This is a genomic window from Syntrophomonas palmitatica JCM 14374 (assembly GCF_001311885.1).
Taxonomy (GTDB): Bacteria; Bacillota; Syntrophomonadia; order Syntrophomonadales; family Syntrophomonadaceae; genus Syntrophomonas_A; species Syntrophomonas_A palmitatica.
Genome location: NZ_BBCE01000007.1, coordinates 87432 through 111575, shown reverse-complemented (window position 1 = coordinate 111575; position 24144 = coordinate 87432). Strand labels below are relative to the sequence as shown.

Annotated in this window: 19 protein-coding genes, 1 other RNA gene, 2 pseudogenes and 1 other annotated feature; all 22 genes and pseudogenes read left to right on the top strand. The window is 44.8% G+C overall.

Annotated elements, in window-relative coordinates:
- Nucleotides 1-16 precede the first annotated feature (16 nt).
- The 22 genes and pseudogenes from JCM14374_RS05590 to JCM14374_RS13050 all read left to right on the top strand — a co-directional run bounded on the left by JCM14374_RS05590 (nt 17) and on the right by JCM14374_RS13050 (nt 23953).
- Nucleotides 17-2202 (top strand): annotated as a pseudogene (locus JCM14374_RS05590) (RelA/SpoT family protein).
- 1 nt (nt 2203) lies between these two features.
- Nucleotides 2204-2653 carry a D-aminoacyl-tRNA deacylase gene (dtd, locus tag JCM14374_RS05585; protein WP_054694606.1) on the top strand — a complete coding sequence of 150 codons (450 nt, stop codon included), beginning with the start codon at nt 2204-2206 and terminating at the stop codon, nt 2651-2653.
- 21 nt (nt 2654-2674) lie between these two features.
- Nucleotides 2675-3295 carry an MBL fold metallo-hydrolase gene (locus JCM14374_RS05580; protein ID WP_054694565.1) on the top strand — a complete coding sequence of 207 codons (621 nt, stop codon included), beginning with the start codon at nt 2675-2677 and terminating at the stop codon, nt 3293-3295.
- A 66-nt stretch (nt 3296-3361) separates the two neighbouring features.
- Nucleotides 3362-3620: a binding site (T-box leader), on the top strand.
- 226 nt (nt 3621-3846) lie between these two features.
- Nucleotides 3847-4689 (top strand): 3-deoxy-7-phosphoheptulonate synthase, encoded by an 843-nt coding sequence (gene aroF, locus JCM14374_RS05575; protein ID WP_054694563.1) that lies wholly within the window; start codon nt 3847-3849, stop codon nt 4687-4689.
- Nucleotides 4689-5543: a prephenate dehydratase gene (pheA, locus tag JCM14374_RS05570; RefSeq protein WP_054694562.1), complete on the top strand. Its 855-nt coding sequence runs from the start codon at nt 4689-4691 to the stop codon at nt 5541-5543. Before aroF ends, pheA begins: the two co-directional genes overlap by 1 nt.
- Entirely contained in the window at nt 5506-6987 is a 1482-nt protein-coding gene (gene hemZ / locus JCM14374_RS05565; RefSeq protein WP_054694560.1) for a coproporphyrinogen dehydrogenase HemZ, read from the top strand. Before pheA ends, hemZ begins: the two co-directional genes overlap by 38 nt.
- 32 nt (nt 6988-7019) lie before the next feature.
- A complete protein-coding gene (hisS, locus tag JCM14374_RS05560; protein WP_054694558.1) occupies nt 7020-8291 on the top strand; it encodes a histidine--tRNA ligase in 1272 nt (423 codons plus the stop codon).
- Between the two features lie 12 nt (nt 8292-8303).
- A complete protein-coding gene (gene aspS / locus JCM14374_RS05555) occupies nt 8304-10064 on the top strand; it encodes an aspartate--tRNA ligase (RefSeq protein WP_054694556.1) in 1761 nt (586 codons plus the stop codon).
- A gap of 189 nt (nt 10065-10253) precedes the next feature.
- Nucleotides 10254-10431, top strand: a non-coding RNA gene (gene ssrS / locus JCM14374_RS13055) — 6S RNA.
- Nucleotides 10432-10535: 104 nt separating this feature from the next.
- Nucleotides 10536-11222 carry an endonuclease III domain-containing protein gene (locus JCM14374_RS05550; protein WP_242848841.1) on the top strand — a complete coding sequence of 229 codons (687 nt, stop codon included), beginning with the start codon at nt 10536-10538 and terminating at the stop codon, nt 11220-11222.
- A 14-nt stretch (nt 11223-11236) separates the two neighbouring features.
- Nucleotides 11237-12538: a phenylacetate--CoA ligase family protein gene (locus JCM14374_RS05545; protein ID WP_054694554.1), complete on the top strand. Its 1302-nt coding sequence runs from the start codon at nt 11237-11239 to the stop codon at nt 12536-12538.
- Nucleotides 12539-12549: 11 nt separating this feature from the next.
- Complete coding sequence (locus JCM14374_RS05540; protein ID WP_054694551.1) at nt 12550-12978, top strand: ACT domain-containing protein; 429 nt, start codon at nt 12550-12552, stop codon at nt 12976-12978.
- 219 nt (nt 12979-13197) lie between these two features.
- Nucleotides 13198-13692, top strand: a complete 495-nt coding sequence (locus JCM14374_RS05535) for a DUF1097 family protein (RefSeq protein ID WP_054694547.1) — start codon at nt 13198-13200, stop codon at nt 13690-13692.
- A gap of 19 nt (nt 13693-13711) precedes the next feature.
- Nucleotides 13712-15658 (top strand): hypothetical protein, encoded by a 1947-nt coding sequence (locus JCM14374_RS05530; RefSeq protein ID WP_054694544.1) that lies wholly within the window; start codon nt 13712-13714, stop codon nt 15656-15658.
- Nucleotides 15659-15693: 35 nt separating this feature from the next.
- On the top strand, nt 15694-16602 hold the full coding sequence (locus tag JCM14374_RS13870) for a stalk domain-containing protein (RefSeq protein WP_054694541.1): 909 nt from the start codon (nt 15694-15696) through the stop codon (nt 16600-16602).
- A 337-nt stretch (nt 16603-16939) separates the two neighbouring features.
- Nucleotides 16940-17371 (top strand): division/cell wall cluster transcriptional repressor MraZ, encoded by a 432-nt coding sequence (mraZ, locus tag JCM14374_RS05520; RefSeq protein ID WP_054694538.1) that lies wholly within the window; start codon nt 16940-16942, stop codon nt 17369-17371.
- A 2-nt stretch (nt 17372-17373) separates the two neighbouring features.
- Nucleotides 17374-18299: pseudogene (gene rsmH / locus JCM14374_RS05515) on the top strand (16S rRNA (cytosine(1402)-N(4))-methyltransferase RsmH).
- 27 nt (nt 18300-18326) lie between these two features.
- Nucleotides 18327-18821: a hypothetical protein gene (locus JCM14374_RS05510; RefSeq protein WP_054694535.1), complete on the top strand. Its 495-nt coding sequence runs from the start codon at nt 18327-18329 to the stop codon at nt 18819-18821.
- 120 nt (nt 18822-18941) lie between these two features.
- A complete protein-coding gene (locus tag JCM14374_RS05505; RefSeq protein WP_054694531.1) occupies nt 18942-21053 on the top strand; it encodes a stage V sporulation protein D in 2112 nt (703 codons plus the stop codon).
- A 46-nt stretch (nt 21054-21099) separates the two neighbouring features.
- A complete protein-coding gene (locus tag JCM14374_RS05500; protein ID WP_369397307.1) occupies nt 21100-22578 on the top strand; it encodes a UDP-N-acetylmuramoyl-L-alanyl-D-glutamate--2,6-diaminopimelate ligase in 1479 nt (492 codons plus the stop codon).
- Nucleotides 22575-23540: a UDP-N-acetylmuramoyl-tripeptide--D-alanyl-D-alanine ligase gene (locus tag JCM14374_RS05495; RefSeq protein WP_083453887.1), complete on the top strand. Its 966-nt coding sequence runs from the start codon at nt 22575-22577 to the stop codon at nt 23538-23540. The genes JCM14374_RS05500 and JCM14374_RS05495 overlap by 4 nt, the downstream gene beginning before the upstream one ends.
- Entirely contained in the window at nt 23537-23953 is a 417-nt protein-coding gene (locus JCM14374_RS13050) for a glutamate ligase domain-containing protein (protein WP_172674162.1), read from the top strand. Before JCM14374_RS05495 ends, JCM14374_RS13050 begins: the two co-directional genes overlap by 4 nt.
- Nucleotides 23954-24144: the final 191 nt, after the last annotated feature.

Here is a 24144-nt window from a genome sequence, read left to right as displayed (position 1 = left end):
AATATATAGCGTGGTGATGCCTGTGGAATCAGGGGTAGAACCTATTATACAAAAAATTCAAATATATGAACCTGATGCGGATTTTGAACTAATCGACAGGGCCTTTTCCTATGCCCAAATGGCTCACAGCGGGCAAACCAGAATCTCTGGCGAACCTTATATAATTCATCCCGTCGAAGTAGCTTTAATACTGGCAGATATAGAAATGGATACGGCTACAATATGTGCCGCATTATTGCATGACGTGGTGGAGGATACCAGTATAACGTATTTAAACGTTCTAGCGGAATTTGGCGAGGAAATTGCCCTGCTGGTAGAAGGGGTTACGAAACTAAACCGCATCGATTTTCAGTCCCGGGAGGAAGCCCAGGCCGAAAACCTGCGCAAAATGTTTTTGGCTATGGCCAAAGATATACGGGTAATTTTAATTAAATTGGCCGATCGCTTGCACAATATGCGCACCTTAAATTACCAAAGTGAAGTAAAACAAAAAGAAATTGCCCGCGAAACCATGGAGATATTTGCGCCTCTGGCTCATCGGCTGGGCATTTTCCGCTTTAAATGGGAGCTTGAAGACCTGGCTTTCGCTTATCTAAATTCAGATATGTATTATGAAATTGCCAAGCGTTTAAAGCAAAAACGCCGGGAAAGAGAAGATTATGTGCATGAATTAATAGAGCAGATAAAGAGCGGTTTGGAACAGATTGGTATTAAGGCTGATATAGCCGGGCGTCCTAAAAATATCTACAGCATTTATCGTAAGATGATAAAACAGGGTAAGGATATCGACGAAATCTACGATAAGATAGCCATTAGGGTAATTGTCAACGAAGTTCCGGAGTGTTATGGGGTCCTCGGAATCGTTCACACTATGTGGAGGCCTCTGCCGGGAAGATTCAAGGATTATATCGCTACCCCCAAATATAATATGTACCAGTCTCTGCATACGACGGTGCTGGGAAAAGGCGGCGAACCTTTTGAGGTACAGATCCGCACCTGGGAGATGCACAGCAGTTCAGAATACGGCATAGCTGCCCACTGGCGTTATAAGGAGGAAAGCAGCCTAAGGAAAAGGATTTTGATGAGAAGCTGGCCTGGCTGCGGCAGATGCTGGAATGGCAGCAGGAAGTAAAAGACAACAGTGAATTCATGGAGTCTTTAAAAATAGACCTATTTGATGATACCGTTTTTGTCTTTACTCCCAAAGGCGCTGTTTACGAGTTCCCCAAAGGCGCATGCCCTATTGATTTTGCTTACCGTATACATACGGAAGTCGGTCATAAATGTACCGGCGCCAGGGTCAATGGGCGCATTGTTCCATTAGATTTTCCTCTTGGCAATGGGGATATAGTAGAAATAATTACCTCAAAAAACTCACCCGGACCGAGTCATGACTGGCTTACTTTTGTTAAAACGTCCTCTGCCAAGAGTAAAATTAGAAACTGGTTTAAAAAGGAACAACGGCAGGATAATATAATCAAAGGCCGCGATATGCTGGAAAAGGAACTCAGAAGAAAGCACTTGAGTTCTAAAGAATTTCTGAAGGAAGAAAGACTATTAGAAGTTGCCAGACGTTTCAGCCTTAATACTGTAAACGATCTCCTGGCTGCCATAGGTGATGGTGTTATTACAGCCGGACAGGCAATCAACCGTATAAAGGAAATGTATTTCCCGGATGCTCAGGTTGAAGATATGTTAAGCGTCCCGGTTAATCCCGATGCAGGTTATAAACGTGCTAATGCAGCTTTGAGCATTAAGGGTGTTGATGATGTGGTCATTCGATTGGCGCATTGCTGTAACCCCTTGCCGGGAGATAGGGTTTTGGGTTATATAACCAGGGGGCGCGGAGTATCAGTGCACCGGGAAGACTGTCCCAACCTGCAGAATTATTTAAGACACGAAAAAGATCGGGTTATCGAAGTGGAGTGGTCAGATCGCAAAGGCATATATGTGGTTGAACTGGAAGTAAAGGCTTTTGATCGCCCCCGCCTCACTACCGATGTTTTAACGGTGATTGCCGACCAGCATGTACAAATTAATTCTGTTTTTTCCCGGGTGACCAGGAATCAGCAGGCGGTAATGGACTTTAAACTGGAAATAAAAGACATGAGCCAATTGCAAGCCTTGATGCAGCGCATACAAAAGGTCCAGGACGTCTTGGAAGTGAGAAGAAGTTTGCCCGGCGAAGTCAGAGGTGATTGATTTGCGGGCGGTAGTACAACGCAGCCGATTCAGCAGAGTAACTGTAAACCAGGAAGAAAAGGGCTCTATCGAAAACGGGCTGGTAGTTCTGCTGGGAATTAAAAAAGGGGATAACTATAATGATGTTGCCTATCTTGTGGATAAAATAATAAATCTGCGTATTTTTCCGGACCAGGATGGTAAAATGAATCTTTCCCTCTTGGACACGGGCGGGGAAGTATTATTGGTCAGCCAGTTTACCCTGTATGGCGATGCCCGTAAAGGGCGGCGTCCCAGTTTTTCTGAGGCAGAAATACCAGAGGCGGCTTTGCCGTTGTTCAATCAATGTATTAACCTGATTGAGAATGCGGGAATAAAAGTAGCTACCGGAGAATTCGGAGCAGAAATGATGCTTATGATAGCAAATGACGGTCCGTGTACTATTTTATTGGATAGTGAAAAAACCTTTTAGTTTTTGAGGAGGTTATAAAAAGTGATATTAAAGGGCTTGGAAATCAGCGCCATGGCAGTTAACTGCTATATTGTAGGCTGCGAAGAAACACGTGAAGTAGCAGTTATCGACCCGGGAGGCAACCCCAAAGCTATACTAAGGATGCTGGAGGAGGATAATCTTAAGGCTATCTATATTATTAACACTCATGGCCACATAGATCATATTGGCGGCAATAAGGGAGTCAAAGACGCAACCGGAGCCAAAATATTGATTCATGAAGCTGATGCCAAGATGCTTACCAATGCTGTGTCCAATTTTTCTTTTCTGATGGGGACAAAAGTAACCAGCCCTGCTGCAGATCAATTTATAAAAGAAGGCGATATAATCAAAATTGGCAATACAGTTGAATTAGAGGTAATACATACCCCGGGACACAGCCCGGGAGGAATTTGCCTTAAAACCGGAAATATAATCTTTGTCGGCGATACCCTTTTCCAGATGTCCATTGGCCGCACCGATTTTCCCGGAGGGTCTTATAAACAACTGATAGGAAATATTAAAGAAAAGCTGCTTTGTTATGATGATGACACGATTTGTTACCCTGGCCATGGCCCGGCCACGACCATTGGCTTTGAACGCCAGAACAACCCGTTTTTATAATGGGAATTAGCTGTATTGACACTTTACAAAGCAGTAGATCCTATGCTAATATATAAATCACATATTTTAAATGCGATGAAGAAGTAAAGTAGACTTGTGGAATTATACAGAGAGGAGATGCCGCCGGCTGTAAGCATCTCTATAAGGAAGCGGGTTGAAGTTCACTTCTGAGTACCCGGCTGAAACATGATGATCATGCAAGTAGGTCGTGGCGGAGCTCCTGCCGTTAAAAGGGAGAGGATATCGGAATTAACCTGTATCTTTTAAAGCGGGCCTTTGGCAAATTGGGTGGTACCGCGGGAAGCAACTGCTTCTCGTCCCATGCGGACGAGGAGTTTTTTGTTTTAGGGTTAATAATCCCGTATCTTTATAAGCGGCCTTTATGGCAAAAAGGGTGGTACCGCGGGAAACAGATCTCTCGTCCCTTAATGGGGATAAGAGGTCTTTTTTATTTCCCAAATTAATATTCTATGCCCCTGGGTTATAAACCAAAAACCTTTAATCCAAATCTATGTAAATCAGTGGCTAATTCATTTAAGGGAGGAATTTGAATGGCGAGGCTGCAGTTAAAAGAAGGGCAGGCTATGCTGGTGTCCAGAGCGCACCAGGAGGAAAACAGTCAGATCAAAATCAAAGGCTGCGTTATCGGCGGCGAACAAATTGTAGTTGTGGCTGGTCCCTGCGCGGTAGAAAATGAGGAGATTATGAAAGAAACCGCTTTTAAAGTGCGGGGCAGCGGAGCACATATGTTGAGAGCCGGGGCGTATAAACCACGTACATCCCCATATAGCTTCCAGGGATTAGGGGAACAAGGCTTAAAAATTCTGGCCCGCGTAGGTGAAGAAATGAACATGCCAGTAGTGACAGAAATCATGGATGCCGAGGATATCCCGGCAGTAAGCGAATATGCGGATATACTCCAGGTGGGAGCACGTAATATGCAGAATTTTTCTCTGCTTAAAAAACTGGGCAAAATAAATAAACCTGTTGTTTTAAAAAGAGGCATGTCGGCTACCATTGAAGAATGGCTCATGGCTGCCGAATATATACTGGCAGGCGGCAATAACCAGCTAATCCTTTGTGAACGCGGCATCAGAAGCGCCGAGCCCTGGACCCGCAATACCCTGGATTTGGCGGCGGTAGGAATGGTTAAAGAATTATCTCATTTACCCGTTCTGGTTGACCCCAGCCACGCCACAGGCGTACGCAGTTTAGTTGCCCCGATGGCCAGAGCTGCCGTAGCCGCCGGCGCTGACGGCATAATGGTGGAAGTACATCCTCATCCGGAGAAAGCGTTGTCTGATGGAGATCAATCTTTGACTCCCAAAGGGTTCAGCCAGTTGATGCGTGAAATCGAACCGTTGGCGCGGGCTATGGGAAGGAGGTTAAGATAGTGAAATATGCTGTTCTGGGCCCCCGCGGAACCTTCAGCGAAGAAGCTGCCCATATATATTGGGGTGAAGATATTCAAATACAAGTCGCCGCTACCATACCGGAGGTTTTTGCTATGATTGAAAACCGCCAGGCTGATGCTGCCCTGGTTCCCCTGGAGAATTCACTGGCTGGTTCCGTATGGGATACGCTGGAATGCTTAAAAACCTGTCGGGTAGAAATAAAGGGTGAAATCTCAATTCCCATTAAACAGCATCTTATGGCCTGTAAAAACTATGCTTTGGATGAACTGGAGTTGTTGATATCTCAACCTGTAGCGTTACTGCAGTGTGAAAGGTTTGTTAAAAACAGACTGGCCGGGGTGCGTACGGAAATCTGTGACAGCACCACCCGGGCGGCCCAGATACTTAAGAGCGAAAACCGGAGGGCAGCCTCCATCGGTAATTATCAGGCGGCTAAACTTTACGATTTGCAGGTAATCTACCCTGACATTGCCGAAGCGCATAACCTGACTCGTTTTGTTCATATTGGACATGTAAACACGGATATGAAAGGCAATAAAAGCAGTTTGATATTTTCCCTGCAGGATAAGCCGGGAGCCCTTTATGAAACCCTGGGGATCTTCGCAAAACGCCAGCTGAATCTCAGCAAAATCGAGTCTCGTCCCAGCCGTGACCGACAGGCTGAATTCTGGTTCTATGTGGAAGTTGATCTGTCAGAGGGTGAAGGAATGGAGGAATTGCTGGTCGAACTTAAACACTGCTGCCGAGAACTGAAATATTTGGGCACATACTTTAAACAAACGGAGGAAATTGACATTGTTAAAAGTCTATCTGCAGCCGGAATGGCTCTATGACAGTGTACACGAACTAATCCGCATGGCCTTTCCAGGACATGAGCTGAGCCGGGATAACGAGGGGATAGCTGATATTACTATTAACATTGAGTTGCAGATACGGGAAAAAGCGCTCAGGATTACGGGCCAGGTGTTATCACCTGATAAAAATACCTTCCAAAACAAATCCCTGCTTCTGCACGAAGCCATGCCGGACGGATTAAACGAAGCGAAAAAGGCAGTCCGAATTTTTACGTACGAGATGCTTGAAGAACATCTTGCTAAAGATATCAACGCTTATGGAATCTTAACCGGGATGCGGCCGGTTAAACTGGTGCAGCGCATGTTGGACCAAGGATATTCCAGAGAAGTTCTGCTTAATATCCTGCAGCAGGAATACCGCTTAAATGAGGACAAAGCCCGGTTGCTGGCAGAAGTGGCGGGCAACAACCGTTCTTATTTGTTGTCGCCTGAGCAGGCGGCCAAAACCATAAGCATATATATCGGAATTCCTTTTTGCCCCAGTCGCTGTACTTACTGCACTTTCCCCGGGGCGGTGCTGAAAAACCACGAGGGGGAACTTGATAGCTTTCTCAGCTGTTTGCAGCGAGAAATGTTGGCATTGGGTGAATGTATAAAGGAACTGGGACTACAGGTTCAATCAATATATATCGGCGGAGGCACCCCTACCGTGCTTTCCCAGGCTGCAACAGAAAGGCTTTTTGAACTGTTGGCGAAAAGATTTATCTCGCAGGCTGTACGGGAAATCACGGTAGAGGCGGGCAGACCCGACACCTTAACACTCCCCAAACTTAAATTTCTCAAAGAATCAGGAGTAAACCGGGTCTGCGTCAATCCTCAAACCATGAATGATGCTACACTGCAAAAAATCGGTCGCAAACATGACCGGGAAGGAGTGATACGTTCAGTAGAATGGGTCAGGGAAGCAGGTATACCCGAACTTAATATGGATCTAATAGTAGGATTGCCCGGAGAGGGAATCCGGGAAAATGCGTACACAGCAGAAAATATCCTCGCTTTAAAACCAGAAAATGTTACTGTTCACACCCTGGCATTGAAACGCGGTTCAGCTTTAGCAGAAATGCGTAAAGATCTTACGGTGGAGGAACGGGTTAAGGAGGTGAGAATGGGAGTTGAGTTGTTTGCCGATGCTTTGCGGACGGCCGGATACGACCCCTATTATTTGTACCGGCAAAAATATATGCAGGCCAGTATGGAAAATACCGGTTATTCTTTGCCAGGCCATTATTGTTTGTATAATGTACAGATGATTGAGGAAAGGCAAACTATTATCGGCCTGGGCGGAGGGGGAGCCAGCAAATTCGTACATCCGGGGGATTGGAACCTGACTTCATTCTATAACCCCCGTGATCCTATCAGCTATTGTAATTCGATAGAAACCCTGATTAAACGCAAAGTTGACAAGCTCAGGGCCTTAAATTAGAATTATCAGGGAATAGCAATCGGGAGGTTGAAATGGAAAATAAGGCGCCCCGGGGTACATATGATATTCTTCCCCCAGTATCCGGCAAATGGCAGTATGTAGAACAAATACTGCGTGAAACCGCAGCCCTGTATGGCTTCCATGAAATCAGAACCCCCATTTTTGAACACACTGAACTGTTTGAACGAGGGGTAGGAAGCACTACTGATGTTGTCGGCAAAGAAATGTATACCTTCAAAGACCGTTCCGATCGCAGCCTGACACTACGCCCGGAAAACACGGCTTCATGCGCGCGCGCCTTGATAGAACATAGTGTTTACAGTGGAATTCTACCGGTAAAATGGTATTATATGGGCCCCATGTTTCGCTATGACAGGCCACAGGCCGGAAGATACCGCCAGTTTCACCAATTTGGGGCTGAAGTCTTTGGCAGTAATGACCCCCGGGTTGATGCGGAGATAATCCTTTTGCTCCTGGATATATTACAGCGACTCAATCTTAGCGATTATGAACTGCACCTTAATTCAGTCGGATGTACTGTATGTCGTTCCCGTTACCGGGAAAAACTTGTCAAACATATTACTCCCGTTCAAGAACGGCTCTGCAGAGACTGCAAACAGCGCTATGAGCAAAATCCGCTCAGAGTCCTGGACTGCAAAAATGAAAAATGTCAGGAAGCCATTCAGGGTTATCCCAGGTTTTTTGATTATCTTTGCGAGGATTGCCGGGAGCACTATTCCCAGGTAAAAAATTCCTTAACCGACAACGGGGTACGCTTTATTCATGATGACCGCCTGGTGCGAGGGCTGGATTACTATACCCGGACCGCGTTCGAGGTTCATATACCTGGTATTGGCGCTCAGAGCGCCGTAGGGGGAGGCGGACGTTATGATGGTCTGGTCGAGGATTGCGGTGGGCCGCAGGTACCAGGAATAGGATTTGCTATGGGCATTGAACGGCTTTTGTTGGCTTTACAGGAGCTCGATTATGATAATTTGCAGGATAATTATCTTGATGTTTTTATAGCAGTCATGGATCATAATTTTGAAGATACAGCCTTGAAAACCTTGCAGGAACTTAGAGCAGCTGGAATTCGCAGTGATAAGGATTATTTATGCCGCAGTCCCAAGGCGCAGATGAAATACGCTGACCGCCTCGGCGCCCGGTTAGTCATATTAATCGGCGAGGAAGAGGTTAGGCACAAGGTGTTTACAGTGCGGGACATGAACAGCAAAAAACAGGAAACTGTAACCGCAGAAGATCTATTGCGGTATATTAGAAGCATTTTAGTCAAGCAGGATTAGGAGGAAGACTGGATGAAAAGGACCAGCATGGCCACAGACCTGGATGCAGCAAACGCAGGAGAAATCGTAATACTAAATGGCTGGGTGAACACCCGGCGTGATCACGGAGGTTTGATTTTTATTGACCTGCGTGATCGCTCCGGTATTATTCAGGTAGTATTCAGCCCCGAAGTAAACCAGGAAGCTTTCCGCTTGGCTGAACAGGTGCGCAGTGAGTACGTGGTAGCTGTTAAGGGCGAAGTTCGTCATAGACCTGCGGAAACTGAAAATCCTAATCTTAAGACCGGCAAGATAGAAGTCTATGCGGAAAAGATGGAAGTATTGAACAGTGCCAAAACCCCGCCCTTCTATATTGAAGACCATATAGACGTGGATGAAATCCTGAGGCTCAAGTATCGTTATTTAGATTTGCGGCGTCCAGAAATGCGAGAAAATTTAATGTTCAGACACCGGGTAATTAAGAGCATGCGCGACTACCTGGATAAGAAGGGCTTTATCGAGATAGAGACCCCAATTCTTGCCAAAAGCACACCGGAAGGGGCCAGAGACTATCTGGTACCCAGCCGGGTCCATCCCGGAGAGTTCTTTGCCTTGCCGCAATCACCCCAAACTTTTAAGCAGCTGCTTATGGTGGCCGGTATGGAAAAATACTTTCAGATTGCGCGTTGTTTCCGGGATGAGGATCTTCGGGCTGACAGGCAGCCGGAGTTTACACAATTGGATATGGAAATGTCCTTTGTTGATGAAGAAGATATAATGCAGCTGGTGGAAGAAATGATCGCCCTGGTATTGCGTGAAGCAGCCGGACGGGAAATAGTAACCCCCTTTCCGCGGCTGACTTATGATGAAGCCATGGCCAGATATGGCAGTGACAAACCCGATTTGCGCTTTGATCTTCCTATTATAGAACTGACCGAGTTGATGCGCGGGGTAGAATTTAAAGTATTTTCCGGCGCTATAGAAGCCGGCGGGGTGGTCCGGGCCATTAACGCTCGCGGCTGTGCTTCATTTGCCCGCCGGGAAATTGATGAATTGGGTCAAATGGCGGTTGAAAACGGGGCTAAAGGTATGGCCTGGATAGTTGTAACCGAAAATGAACTAAAGTCACCTATTACTAAGTTCTTTAAACCCGAACAGATTGAAAGAGTGCTTCAAGCTGTAGAAGCCCAACCAGGAGACCTGATATTGTTTGGCGCTGACCGGGCAGACATTGTTGCCAGGGTACTTGGTAATCTGCGGCTTGAATTGGCCCGTAAACTTAACTTGATAGATGAAACCCGTCTCGACTTCACCTGGGTGGTTGATTTTCCCTTGTTAGAATGGGACGATGAAGAAAAAAGATGGTCGGCCGTGCATCATATGTTTACATCACCGCGCCCTGCGGACGTGCCTTTGCTGGATGAAAATCCCGGAGCCAGCAAAGCCAGAGCTTACGACCTGGTTCTCAATGGCACTGAAATCGGCGGGGGCAGCATTAGAATTCATCGTAAGGATGTACAGCAAAAGATGTTCAGCCTGTTGGGCATGAGCCTGGAAGAGGCCAAAGATAAATTTGGATATATGCTGGATGCCTTTGAATATGGAACTCCTCCTCATGGAGGCATAGCTTTTGGGATAGACCGTCTGGTTATGATACTGGCTGGACGACACAGCATCCGTGATGTAATCGCTTTCCCGAAAACTCAAAGCGCCTCATGTCCTATGACTGCCGCGCCATCGTCTGTAAGCGGCAAACAGTTGCGGGAACTGGCTATAAAAATTCGCGAGAAATAAGGAGAAGATTTCGAATCAGGCCGGTTTTCACTGATTAAAATTATCTGCGATAGTTTGCGCTCATCTTAAAAATACTTTTTAGTCCGATGAATCCGGGTTTGGAATCTACCCGGCAGATAATGCCATATGTCATTTCTTGAAGAATTAGTAGTTTTATGCTATGATTTTTACGAGGATATTTAGTTAATAAGACCCCTGCTGTGTGCGTGATTAGCTGCCTAGTTTTTGCCAACACCCGAAAAAAGGGAACTTATCTCTGCCTTGAAGCATGTAAGCCCACATCGTAATGGGACACATAAATCAGGCAGGAGGGTACCCACCTGCTATGCAGGTTTAAACTGCGGCGTCACGGCTCGGTGGGGTTTTGTTTTTTATACTCACTTCATTTCTTTATCTTTCCGATAATCCTGCTATAGATATTCCCTGTCCGATCTGCTGTCTTGATAAATTCATTAAAAAGGGTGATAACTTTTGTCTGCTTTAAGCGACCGGATTATGCAAATCTATGAAGTATTGTTAAAATATTTTGGACCGCGTGGATGGTGGCCTGGTGAAAGCCAGCTGGAAATAGTTATCGGCGCTATATTGACTCAGGCTGTGGCATGGAAGAATGTCGAGAAGGCAATAAAAAACCTCAAAGAGGCAGGCTTAATGGATTTGGAGGCCTTGCGGTCGGCAGACGAAGCATTATTAGCCGAATTGATAAAACCGGCCCTTTATAACCGCCAAAAAGCTAAAAAGATCAAGGTGTTTATTGCTTATTTATTTGAATTTTATAATGGGGATTTAAATGCGTTGCTTGATGAACCATTAGAGCCATTGAGAGAGAAACTGCTGTCATTATGGGGAATCGGACCGGAAACAGCTGATTCGATACTGCTGTATGCAGCGTCTAAAGAAAAATTTGTAGTAGATGCCTATACCCGCCGTATATTCTTTAGATTAGGAATGGTGCCGGAGGATGTGAATTATAATCAGATGCAGGACTTGCTCGAAAAAAATGTTATAAACGACATACAGATCTATAATGAATACCATGCGTTGTTGGTAGCGTTAGGCAATAACTTCTGTAAAAAAAACGTACCGCAGTGCAAAGCGTGCCCTTTAAATAATCATAATCATTGCAATTTTTTGCATGTTTTGCAGGAAAAATATTAGAGGAGGTAGAATAAGTGAACTATTGGGATCAGGAAAAAGAGTGTATGCCCAGAGAAGAACTGGAAAAACTGCAGTTAAGGAGACTTAAAGAGACAGTTTACCGGGTTTATGCTTTTGTGCCTGCTTATAAAGAAAAAATGGATGATATCGGTATCAAGCCCGATGATATCAATTCACTGGAGGATATCAAAAAACTACCATTTACCACCAAACAAGATTTGCGCAACAATTACCCTTTTGGTTTATTTGCTTTGCCTATGAGTGAAGTAGTCCGCATTCACTCCTCATCGGGAACTACCGGTAAACCTACTGTGGTAGGTTATTCAAAAAAAGACATAGATACCTGGGCGGAACTTATGGCACGGGCACTGGTGAGTGCAGGAGCCAGCAAGCATTCGGTAATACAGAATTCTTACGGTTATGGTCTTTTTACGGGAGGCCTGGGTATTCATTATGGAGCTGAAAAGATAGGAGCTTCAGTAATACCTACCTCTGGTGGTAATACCAAGAGACAGATAATGTTGATGCAGGATTTTGGCAGTACGGTATTAACCTGTACTCCTTCCTATGCTCTGTTTATGTACGAAGTTATGGATGAGATGGGGATAAAGCCATCTGATTTAAAATTAAAATCAGGGGTATTTGGAGCTGAACCCTGGTCTGAAAATATGCGCCGGGAAATAGAAAACAAATTAGAAATTGACGCATTTGATATTTATGGACTTAGCGAGATAATTGGCCCTGGTGTGGCCATTGAATGTCCCTTCAAGAAAGGGCTGCATATTGCAGAGGATCATTTTATAGCAGAAATAATCGATCCCATCACTGAAGAAGTGCTGGAAGACGGGCAGCACGGTGAACTGGTTATAACCAGTGTTACTAAGGAAGCACTGCCGTTATTGCGCTATCGTACACGTGATTTGACAAGCCTTAATCGTATTGCCTGTGATTGCGGCAGAACTCATGTGCGTATGCAAAAAGTTTTGGGACGTTCGGATGATATGGTAATTATCCGCGGTGTAAACGTATTTCCGTCTATGGTTGAAAGCGTCTTATTGAATATTCCGGGAGTTGAACCGCATTATTTATTGGTGGTTGACCGCAAAGGCAACCTGGATCAGCTGGAAGTTCAAGTGGAAGTATCAGAACAGATTTTCAGTGATGAAGTTAAGAAGCTAGAAGAATTAGGAGCATTAATAAATAAGGAACTGGAAAGTGCTTTAGGAGTTGCGACCAGGGTCAGACTGGTTGAACCCAAATCCATCGAAAGAAGTGAAGGCAAGGCTAAAAGAGTGATTGATAAGAGAAATATTTAAGGAGGGAAAGCATGGCCAAACAGATTTCGGTTTTCCTGGAGAATAAAGCCGGGCGTCTGGCAAGTGTGACCAGAACTCTAGGAGACGCTGATATTAATATCCGTGCTCTGTCTATTGCAGATACCTCTGATTTTGGCATACTCAGGGTAATTGTCAATGATCCGGATAAAGCGTACCAAGTTCTCAAAGAAGCCGGTTTTACAGTAAGTGAAACGGAAGTGGTAGCAGTACAAGTCCCTGATTCGCCTGGAGGACTGGCCACGGTGCTGGAACAGATGTCCGAGGATAATCTTAATATTGAGTATCTTTATGCCTTTCTTGGAACATCGGGCAATGATGCCCTGGTGATAATTAAAGTGGAGGATATGGACAAAACGCGCAGTATATTTAAGCAAAAAGGAATCATGTTTCTAGAGGAGCAGCAGCTTTATAGTCTGTAATTGATAAAGGGGCGATTGGCTCGCTGGTGGGACATCGCCCTTATTATTCCTAAAACAAATAAGATGCACACCTTCGTAATTTATTGAGAGAAACCATCGTCATGTCAAAGTAATGTTCCACATATTATTGATTATTAATATTGTTATTTAACATCGCAGCAATGAACGCAGCTCCTTCCCGGCAATTGTCGAAAAATTGTGACAGAAGGAGGTGAATCTATGAAAAAAGCTATTGGTCTTGGGCTCCTGGTCGCAGTGTTTTTTGCTGTGTTTGTATTATTACAGGATTACATAGGAGCCAAAGCATTTTATGTTGCGGCAATTTCAACAGCAATGTTTGCCGTTATTGGTCCTTTTGGCGATTACTTTAAAACTGCTATTGCCTTGGTTATAGGGGTGGTAGTCGCTTTTGCCGGCATCGTAATAATGGCGCAAAAACTGCCGCTTCCCCCGGATAACCTTGTCTACGTGGCAATGGTATGCGGGGTTTCGCTGTTTTTAATGGTTTTAATTTCGGTGACCGGTATGCGTATGGATGCCATGTTTCTTGGCTGGGCTTCCTATTTCGCGGCCGTATATGGAACTTATGTATCCGATACTACGGCTCTGGCCACCCAGGCTCTGCCTTCAGCAGTGGGGGTTCTGGTTTCACTATTGGTCGGCCTGGTGATGTCATTGTTAGTGGTGAGAATTGCCATGGCGGTGAATAAGTAAAGAAAGGGGGGAGAAAGAATTGCTTAAAAAATCCAGATTTAAGTTCTATCTGGTATGTATGTTGGTCATGTCCCTGATTCTCATGCCAGCTGCCTTGGCCGGAGCCCAGGGTGAAAACATAGGCGCTATTCAAGATGATGAACTGGTAGTCTGCCAGTTGGATGACAGCAGTCAGATAAGCAACGTTCAGGTTCTGGACAACCTGAAGATCTCAGGCGCTTATCCAGCCGAAATTAAAGACGGCATGAATTACGGTTTATCTTCGATAAGAAACCTATACAGTTCTGAGAAGATTCAAAAAGGTAATGGATATGTAGGGGTACAGGCTGGCGCAAGCGCAGGAGGAACGTTTAAAGATTTATACTACCTGGCAGCTTTAGAGAAAGAAGAAATAGGCAAAATTAAAATGCCAGTCGGTGTAAAGGTTAATTATTACCTGGATGACCAGGAGATAGCTCCGTCAAAATTAGCAGGCCGCAGCGGGCACCTTAAAATTGTGTGCCAGCTGGAAAATCTCACCGGTGAAACCCGGCAGTTGGAATTGGTTGATGCAAAAGGCAACAAGTACACTAAAGAAGCAGAAGTTTTCACACCCTTTGTAGTATCCCTTTCTGGCTGGGAATTCGACAATAAGAAGTTTAGAAATATTGTCGCTCCCGGCAAAGCTGGCGAATCACCCCAGGGGGTTATTGCCAATGTAAAAGGCACTACCAGCGTTACCTGGTCTGTTCCTTTGGTGCCGCCCAAATATCCGGCAAAACAGTACACCATCTTGGAAGCAGATGCTAAAGATATTGAGCTGCCCAGCTACAAGATTGCGGTTATTCCCATCCTGCCTACTACTTCCGAAATTGATTCTCTGGGTAAAATACAGGATAGCTTCGGAAAATTGTATGATGGTTTTGACCAGATTCAGAAGGGTATAGGAGCGCGTAATCAAGACGCAACTCTCCTTTATGGATTAAATGCGATCAAAGATGGTCTGGGACAGGTCAGCGGCGGTTTGGGAACCCTGGTAGATAAAATGAAGATGATCCGCGGAGGGTTATCCAACTCTGCCTTTGATGCCAGCACCTATAATGCGGCAACTGGAGCTGATGCCAAAGGCAACAAACCTGGTGTCCAGGATGCAGTAAGGCTGCTCAAGGACGGCGTAAAAGACAGAGCTCTGCCGGCCTATGCCTTGCAGAAGATGGTGCTGGGAATGATGGAACAAAGCATAGGAAAAGCTGGTGATGCGGTACAAGAACCTTCGGCCAGCACAACACTCTATAATGATATTGTTTACCTGAAGAATCAGGTATCTGGTCCTCAGCAAGCAATCATAAGCAAAACCATTGAACCCAAGTTGAACAACATGGCCACCAATATTAAGGCTTATCGTGATGGCGGCAGCATGGTTACGTCTACAGGGTCTATGCCATTCCCTGCCAGTGTAAAAGCCCTGGAGGAAGGAAGCAATGCTACCCTGGCAGCATTAGAAAAGATAGACAGCGGTCTGGGTATGATGATTATAGGTGTGGGTATGCTCGACAAGGATGGCCAGCCTATGAAAATTATGGTAGACGGTAAACCTGGAAGCATAATGTATGCTCTCTCCTATATGCAGGCTAGTATTGACAACAAAATGGTTCCTGGAATTAACAAACTTACTGATGGCGCAGGCAAGATAGGAACGGGCGCTGGCGGGGCTAAAGAAGCTATTGCAGGCGGCCTTCAGACTTTCCAGGCTATCGGGCCTACTGTATCAGCTTTGGCCGAAAATGCATCCAAGACCGATACCTTCCTGGGTAAACCCGAGGGGGCAAAGGGCAGCGTAATGTATGTATTCCAGACCCCGGAAGTGAGTAAAAAAGCCGCGACCATGAATTATGCACTTGGCGTGATCGTGCTGGCATTAATTGTCCTGATTGCAACGGGAAGACCCCCTAAACAGGTTTTTGATGTTCCGGTTGAACACGCATAAAGATTAAAATTGAAAGATTTAAGGGGGATAATTAGATGAAAAAGAAATGGATGTTGTTAATAGCTGTTGTAATGCTGTTTGCATTTACAGCTGGCGCAGTCGCAGGACCTGCTGTCCAGAATATAACTGCCAGCCTGGCCAGCGATATTAAGTTTACAGTTAAAGGAAATGCATGGACTCCGAAAGATGCTAATGGCAATACCTTGGCTCCAATAATTTATAATGGTGCGACATATTTACCCGTACGCGCTGTTGGTGACGCTCTGGGCGTAAAGGTTGACTGGAATAATGATACCCGCACCGTTATTTTGGGCGAAGCAGCAGCTGCTCCCAAGACAGAAGCTCCGAAAGTAGAAGCTCCGAAGACAGAAGCTCCCAAAACAGAGGCTCCTAAGACAGAAGCCCCCAAAACAGAGGCTCCTAAGACAGAGGCTCCTAAAGCAGCTGCAACTCCAGCTGATCTGGTCAAGGCTGTTGTAGCTAATTTTGCCCCGGTAAAGGCTAATATCAATGTATCAGGGACTGTTGCCGGCATAGTAAAAGTAGGAGCACAAGCTACTGCTTCTATTGCTAAAGATGGTACTGCCGCATCGAAAATAGCTGGAGATTCCGGTCCTCTTGGCAAAACCGAAACCACTCCGGCCGTATGTCCGTTCTCCGAAGTCATCTATGGACCTGAAGCTGCTGGAACCGGCGTTGTAGCCAGTGCAACCTTAAAAGACGGAGTTATTTCATTTAAGGGTAATCTGCCTGCTTCGGTAATCAAATTCCTTGATGGAATTAATCCTCAAGTAACCTGGTCTGCTGTAACTGGCGAAGTAAGCATTACAGTTAAAGACAACCGGGTAACCAGCATAAGCATCAAGAATGGTGCAGCCAAGGTTAAAACCCCGTTAGGAGACAGAGACGCTGTATTTTCCGGAGATTTCACCTACACATATTAATACTGCCTTGCTATAAAACCTATATACAGTTGATAACCCATTTGCCTGTCAACTCTGAAAAGCTGACAGGCATTTTGTTTGGTTAAATCTTCTCAAATAATCCTAGTGACAAATTAGGACCTTAGAATTATTTTAATTTGGCTATTTCCGGGTCTAATGACGCGGAAGCTATATTCATCCGGGTTTCTGCGGCTGATATAATTTACCACATGAGCTATATATAGAAAGTTACTTTTTTCACAAAGCAGGGATGTGAAAGCAGGGGTAGAATTAGATGTGGTGTAATGTGGTTGATAGTGGAGGATAATCCCACAAATCACTCTTGAGGAATGGATTAATGTTTTTAGGAGAGTACCAGCACTCGCTGGATGCTAAGGGCAGAATAATAATTCCAGCTCGATTTCGTGAACAACTGGGGGAATGTTTTATAGCTACCCGGGGGTTGGATAATTGCATTTTTGTCTATCCGCCTGAGGAGTGGCACAACATAGAAGAGAAGATGCGCTCTCTGCCATTTACCAGAGCAGATGTCAGGTCCTTTATGCGTATATTTTTGTCGGGAGCTTCCGAACTTGAACTGGATAAGCAGGGCAGGACTGTACTTCCCGCCAATTTGAGAGATTATGCTCATATCAATAAGGATATAATAATTATTGGAGTTGGAACCAGAGTGGAGATTTGGTCTGCAGAAAACTGGGAGACCTATACTATGAATTCATCTTCTTCTTATGAACAGATTGCTGAAAGTCTTGTTGATCTTGGGATATAGGGGTGACGCATTTGCACCATCCGGTGATGCTGAACCGGACGATTGAATATTTACTAACAGACCGTAATGGGTTTTATGTAGATTGTACAACCGGAGGAGGGGGACACCTCAAAGGTTACTGCAAGAGTTAAGCTATGACGGCAGGATTTTAGCGATAGACCGTGACCGGGAAACACTTGAGAGAACCGCAGGGGAAATAAATGATCCCAGGGTAACTTTTAAACTTGGGGATTTTAGATATTTAGAGAGTATTCTTATAGAAATTGGCTGGGAGCAAGTCGATGGCATATTGTTAGACCTTGGAGTGTCATCATTTCAATTAGATGATGCCGAAAGGGGTTTTAGTTTCCGCCAGGATGCAGTCTTGGACATGCGTATGAATCGTTCCCAAAATTATAGTGCTCGTGAGTTGGTTAATGAATATAGTGAAGAAGATCTCCGCAGAATCATATATCAATATGGTGAAGAAAAATATGCCCGCAGTATCGCCAGGGCAATCGTTAAGAATCGCGAATTGCAGCACATTGAGACTACCATGCAATTAGCAGATATCATTAAATCAGCGGTACCGCAAAGTTACCGGCGGGAAAAGCACCCAGCTCGAAAAACTTTTCAAGCAATTAGGATAGAGGTCAACCGAGAACTGGAAGCGATTGAAGAGGTATTGCCTCAGGCTGTAAATGTCTTACAAACAGGCGGACGATTATGTGTAATTACGTTTCATTCTTTGGAAGACCGTCTGGTTAAACAGTTCTTACAGCGGGAAAGCAAAGATTGCGTTTGTCCGCCGGGTTTGCCGGTTTGCACCTGCGGACACAAACCCCGTCTTAAACTGGTAAACAGAAAGGCTCTGCTGCCTGATGATGCCGAATGTGAGATTAATCCAAGGGCACGCAGTGCCAAACTGAGAGTGGCCAGCCGAATATAGTTCTAATTTTTGGGGAGGAAGAATAATATGGTACAGGCGGGCTCTAGTCTTGCCCGGAAATGGGATGACGATTTTCATAATCCTGCGGCCAATGTAAATGATCGCCAATATAGAAGAGTTAAGAAGAAATATAAACAGGTAAATCCTCACAAAGCGCTGCTGGTTAGGGTGAGTGTTTTTCTATTTGCCTATGGTTTGTTGATCGTATTTCTCTGCATCAAAAGCGCTACATTAGGATATCAAATCGTGCAGCTGCAAAACGATATTGCAAAAACAGAAGCAGCTAACCATAAGCTCGAATATAGCATCGCCCAGCAGACATCCTTAAAAAGGGTAGAGATGATAGCTTCTACCCAGCTGGGTATGTATCCTGCCAAGAATCAGTTTCAGTTTACGATAGAAGCTCCGCCCAAAATGCAGGTTGCAGGGCGAAACTTGGCTGCGCAACCGGTTGAAATGGGGGATAAGACCTTACGCAGTATATATAAAAATCTAAGGATTTTAGCCCAAAAAACCAATTAACAGTAAATAACAACCTAAGCTTTCGCAGTTGACAGTTAATTCGACACGACCTGGTGACAAATTTAATGTATTTAGGAAACCAAGCCCATAATAAATTCATAACATGAGGTGTAATTAATTATGCAAACAACAAGTTTGCTGGTTAGAAAGCGTATATTAACGCTTTTTTTATTATTATCCTTTGGATTCATTTTCCTGGGAACCAGATTGTTTTGGGTTCAATTTATAAAAGGCCAGGAATTATCCAAAATGGCCGAGCAAAATCGTATGCGTGATGTGCCAGTGGCCGCAAAAAGAGGCATAATCTATGACCGTAACGGCAAAGAACTGGCTATTTCTGTCAGCGCGGATTCCGTATACGCCTGTCCCATAGAGGTAAGAAATTCAGGCCGCGCCAGGGAAATTGCTCATAAATTGGCCCAAATACTAGACTTGAATGAAGAAAGCTTGCTGCGCCGAATACAAAGGCCCAGTTCTTTTGAATGGGTCAAGCGGCAGATTGAACCCGCCAAAGCGCGCCAAATACGCAATTTAGAATTGCCCGGGATAAGGCTGGCCGAGGAAAGTCATCGCCAATATCCTAATGGTTCTTTGGCCAGTCATGTTTTAGGAATATCCGGGGTAGACAATACGGGGTTAGAAGGGGTGGATTTTTACTATAACGATTTAGTGGGAGGGAAAAACGGACGCATAGTTGTCGAGAAAGATGCCGCTAATCGTCCCATCCCTGAAGCTACTCACAAGTATATCCCACCTGTTGAAGGCGCCAATCTAATTTTGACTATAGATCAGACTATTCAGTATATAGCTGAAAGAGAGCTTAATAAAGTATTTAAAGAACGCAAGGCCAGGTCGGCAGCAGTTATTATTATGGACCCTAAGAACGGAGAAATACTGGCCCTGGCTTCACGACCCACTTATGATCCCAATAATTTTAGCAAGTATCCGGCCAAGAACCGCAGAAATTTTGCTATAAATGATGCTTATGAACCCGGTTCAACCATGAAAATTGTAACTGCAGCCATGGCCATGGAAGAAGGAGTAGTAAACTCGCAAAGCAGGTTCTACTGCCCGGGTTATTATAAGGTGGGTGTTGAGACAATTAGATGCGCTCAAAACAAGGCGCATGGCAGCCAGAATTTTGCGCAAATAGTAGAAAACTCATGCAATGTGGGTTTTGTTCAGGTAGGACTTAACATCGGACTGGAAAGATATTACCGTTATTTAAAAGCATTTGGATTTGGCCAAGCAACGGGAATTGATTTGCCTGGAGAGGCTAAGGGCATTCTCGTACCACAAAAAACGGCAATGCAGATCGACCTGGCTACCATGGCCATGGGGCAGGCCAATGCGGTAACCTCGCTGCAGCTGGTTCAAGCGGTAGCGGCTGTCGCAAATGGAGGCAAGTTAATTAAACCGCATGTTGTAAAAGAGATTGTCGACAACAATGGCAAAATCATAAAGAAATTTCCGCCCCAGGAGATCAGGAGGGTAATATCAGAAAGCACCGCCCAGCAGCTGCGTATTATACTTGAGGGCGAAGTTATCAATGGTACCGGAACTAATGCATATACCCCGGGATATCCTGTCGGAGGCAAAACTGGAACTGCGCAAAAGCCTGTCCCCGGCGGTTATTCCACAACCGATTACGTAGCATCATTTGTGGGATTCGCTCCGGTCGAAGACCCTAAAATGGTATGCATGATAGTGGTGGATTCGCCCAAAGGTTACCCGTATTTTGGCGGATGGGTGGCAGCGCCGGTATTTAGGGAAATTACCGGTGATGTTATGCGTTATCTTAAAGTTCCTGCTGCGAAAGAGGAAGCCCGTAAAGAAGAGGATAAAATTGATATTGTACTGGTTCCTGATTTAATTAACCGCTCCAAAGCAGAAGCTATGTCATTGCTGAATCAGCGTGGACTAAAGGCTAAAATTGATGGAGAAGGGAACATGGTCTATCAACAGACTCCACGAGCACAAAGTTCAGTCAGCGCAGGTTCGGAGGTAATTATTCATCTATCGCCATTTAACAAAAACAATAAAGAACAACAAATAACGATTCCTGACCTGCAGGGGAAATCTTTAAAAGAAGTGGCTGTAATCCTATCAGATCTGGGGCTGCACTTAATTCCAGAAGGATATGGCCTGGCCAGTGAACAAAAACCTGAAGCGGGAAAAGTAGTAAGCGCGGGTTCTTCTATTAGGGTGAAATTTCAGCCGGTGGGAGAATAAATCTGTTCAGCTTTGATGTTACATCTGATTAGCCGGAGAGGGGGAATTGGGCCTGAAGCTGCTGGAACTCATGAAAGGGATTGAATACAGCTTAAAATCTGGCGATATTGAAATAGATATTACTGGAATTACCTATGATTCCAGGAAAGTAAAGGCTGGCTTCCTATTTGTATGTATTAGCGGTTTTAGAACAGATGGACATATGTTTATTGACCAGGCTATACAAAACGGTGCGGCAGCAGTACTGGCGGAAAAAGAAGTGGATGTCAGAGCTGAAGCGGCCTTGTGTTTGACATCATCCACCCGCCAGGCTCTGGCAATTGCAGCAGGTAATTTCTATCAACATCCTTCCCGGGCTTTGAGGGTTATAGGGGTTACAGGCACTAATGGCAAGACTACTACCACCCACTTGATCAAGGCCATTTTGGATGAAGCTGGATATAAAACGAGTATTATCGGCACTCTTTATGGTATGATTGGCAGCCAGGCAGCGGAAATGGGCCATACTACCCCGGAAGCGCCAGAGTTGGAGGAGTTTATGCTGTCCAGCCTGCAAGCTGGAGTACAATACGCGATTATGGAGGTATCTTCTCATGCTCTGGATCTTTATCGCGTAGACGGTATTGATTTTAATTCGGCGGTATTTACTAACTTAACGCAAGATCACTTGGATTATCACCAGACTATGCATAATTATTTGCTGTCGAAGCTAAAGCTGTTTAATAGACTTGCGGTTAAAGACAGCAACTTTACAGTAGTAAACGGTGATGATGGTGCGGCGCAAGAGTTTATTAAAGCCAGCGCTAATCATTGTTATACATATGGAATAAATAAAAATGCGGATGTTAGGGCGGAAAATGTTAAAACCGGCATGAAAGGCAGCACATTCAAGGTTAAGTGGACCAAGGGCGAATTTATTATCAATATGAAGCTTATTGGCATTTTCAGCATCTATAACGCTCTGGCTGCCATATGTTTTGCCCTGGGAGAGGGAATTCAAACAGATATAATCAAATCTGCTCTCGAAAAGGTGGAGGGTGTGGCAGGACGTTTTGAAACGGTGAACTGCGGGCAAAAATTCAGTGTAATTGTCGATTATGCCCACACGCCAGATGGACTGGAGAATATACTTAGTACAGCTCGCAGTATAACCCCCAATCGTCTGATATGCCTTTTTGGCTGCGGCGGAGACCGAGATCGTACAAAAAGACCCTTAATGGGCGAAGTAGCCGCCAGATATGCTGATTTCTGCGTGGTAACCTCAGACAATCCGCGCAGTGAGGACCCGCAAGCAATCATTAATGATATTATACCGGGGCTTGAAAAAGTGCCTGATTCACGTTATGCCATAATTATTGATCGCCGGGAGGCAATCCATCATGCCCTTAATCTGGCCCGTGAAGGCGATATGGTTATTATTGCCGGCAAGGGTCATGAGACTTATCAGCTGGTTAAAGGAATAAAATATGATTTTGATGATCGTAAGATTGCGGCTGAAATCTTGAAAGGAATGAAAAAAAAGTGAATCTAAGTCTGGATTTTGTCTGTGAAGCGGTAGGAGGCAGAATTATCTCCGGGAATTCTGGGATTATGGTTTCCGGTATATGTACTGATTCGCGCAAAGTGAATAAGGATAATATTTTTATAGCATTGAAGGGCGAAAAATATGACGCGCATGAGTTTGTTGATCAAGCTCTGGAACAGAGTGCTGCAGGCGCAATCGTTTCTAGGAGTGAAAAAACTTACCATCCAGGCGAAAACCAGACCCTGATTCAGGTTGAGGACACTTTGAAGGCTTTGCAGGATCTGGCCGCAGCCTACCGGCGTCTTTTTTCTATTCCTGTTATAGCGGTAACTGGAAGCGTAGGCAAGACTACTACCAAGGATATAATCAGCTCGTGCTTGAGAACCCGTTTTAATGTTTTAAAGACTGAAGGTAATTTCAATAATGATATAGGTTTGCCCTTGAGTTTGCTGCAATTGGAAAAGGAACATGATATTGCGGTTGTCGAATTGGGTATGAGCAGTCCGGGAGAAATAGCCAGACTGGCTGCTATATCATCGCCCACTTATGCAGTTATAACCAATGTCCTGCCAGTACATTTGGAAACGATGTTAACCCTGGAAAACATTGCCCGGGCAAAATGCGAAATCCTCCCCGCACTGGGTTCAAAAGGCATGGCTCTTATTAACGGGGATGATGAACTGCTGCTGAAAACTGCCCGGGATATTACAGGAAATTTATTAACATTTGGTTATAATACAAAATGTGATTTTCAAATTCTAGAAACTCATTTGACTGAATCTGGTCAAAAACTAAAATTGAGATTATTGGATCAATATGAAGGCGATTTTTTCTTTCCGGTGCCTGCCGCCAAACTTGCCAGCAACATTATTGCCAGTGCATCGTTAGCGTATCTTCTCGGGATAAACCCTGAAGATATTCAAAGCGGATTATCAGCTATCACCCCAGCGGCAACCGTTTGAAATTAATATATCGCGATAAGGGCGGCCTGTTTATTAATGATACTTATAACGCCAATCCGGTTTCTATGGTTTCTGCTATTGAGACCAGCAAAGCATTAGCCAAGTCACATCGTTTGATTGCGGTGCTGGGAGATATGTATGAATTGGGATCATATGAGAAAGAAGGCCATTTATCAGTGGGCCGGGCTGCAGCCGCTAATGGAGTGGATATATTAGTTACCATTGGTCAGAAAGCTGAATTAATAGCTCAGGGAGCATGCGAAGCTGGTATGGATGCTGAACAGATTCACTCTTTTTCGCATCGTGATGACAGCCTGGCATTTTTGCAGGAGTTATTGAAAGCGGATGATACGGTATTGTTTAAGGCTTCACGCGGTATGAATCTGGAAGTGCTGGTAGATAAACTATTATAGCGTTCAAATTTGCCTTGATACAAATTTACAGCTTGCGATCACTTAAGCCAGCAGGCTGGAGTACCACTAACTTTGTGTCAAATGCGAAATTTCTATAAGTAATTTACACAGCTAGAACCAGCTTTATGATTATAACCTCGTTTTAACGGGAGGTATGGTGTTTGGACAGCTACTTATTCAAGCTGCTGAGT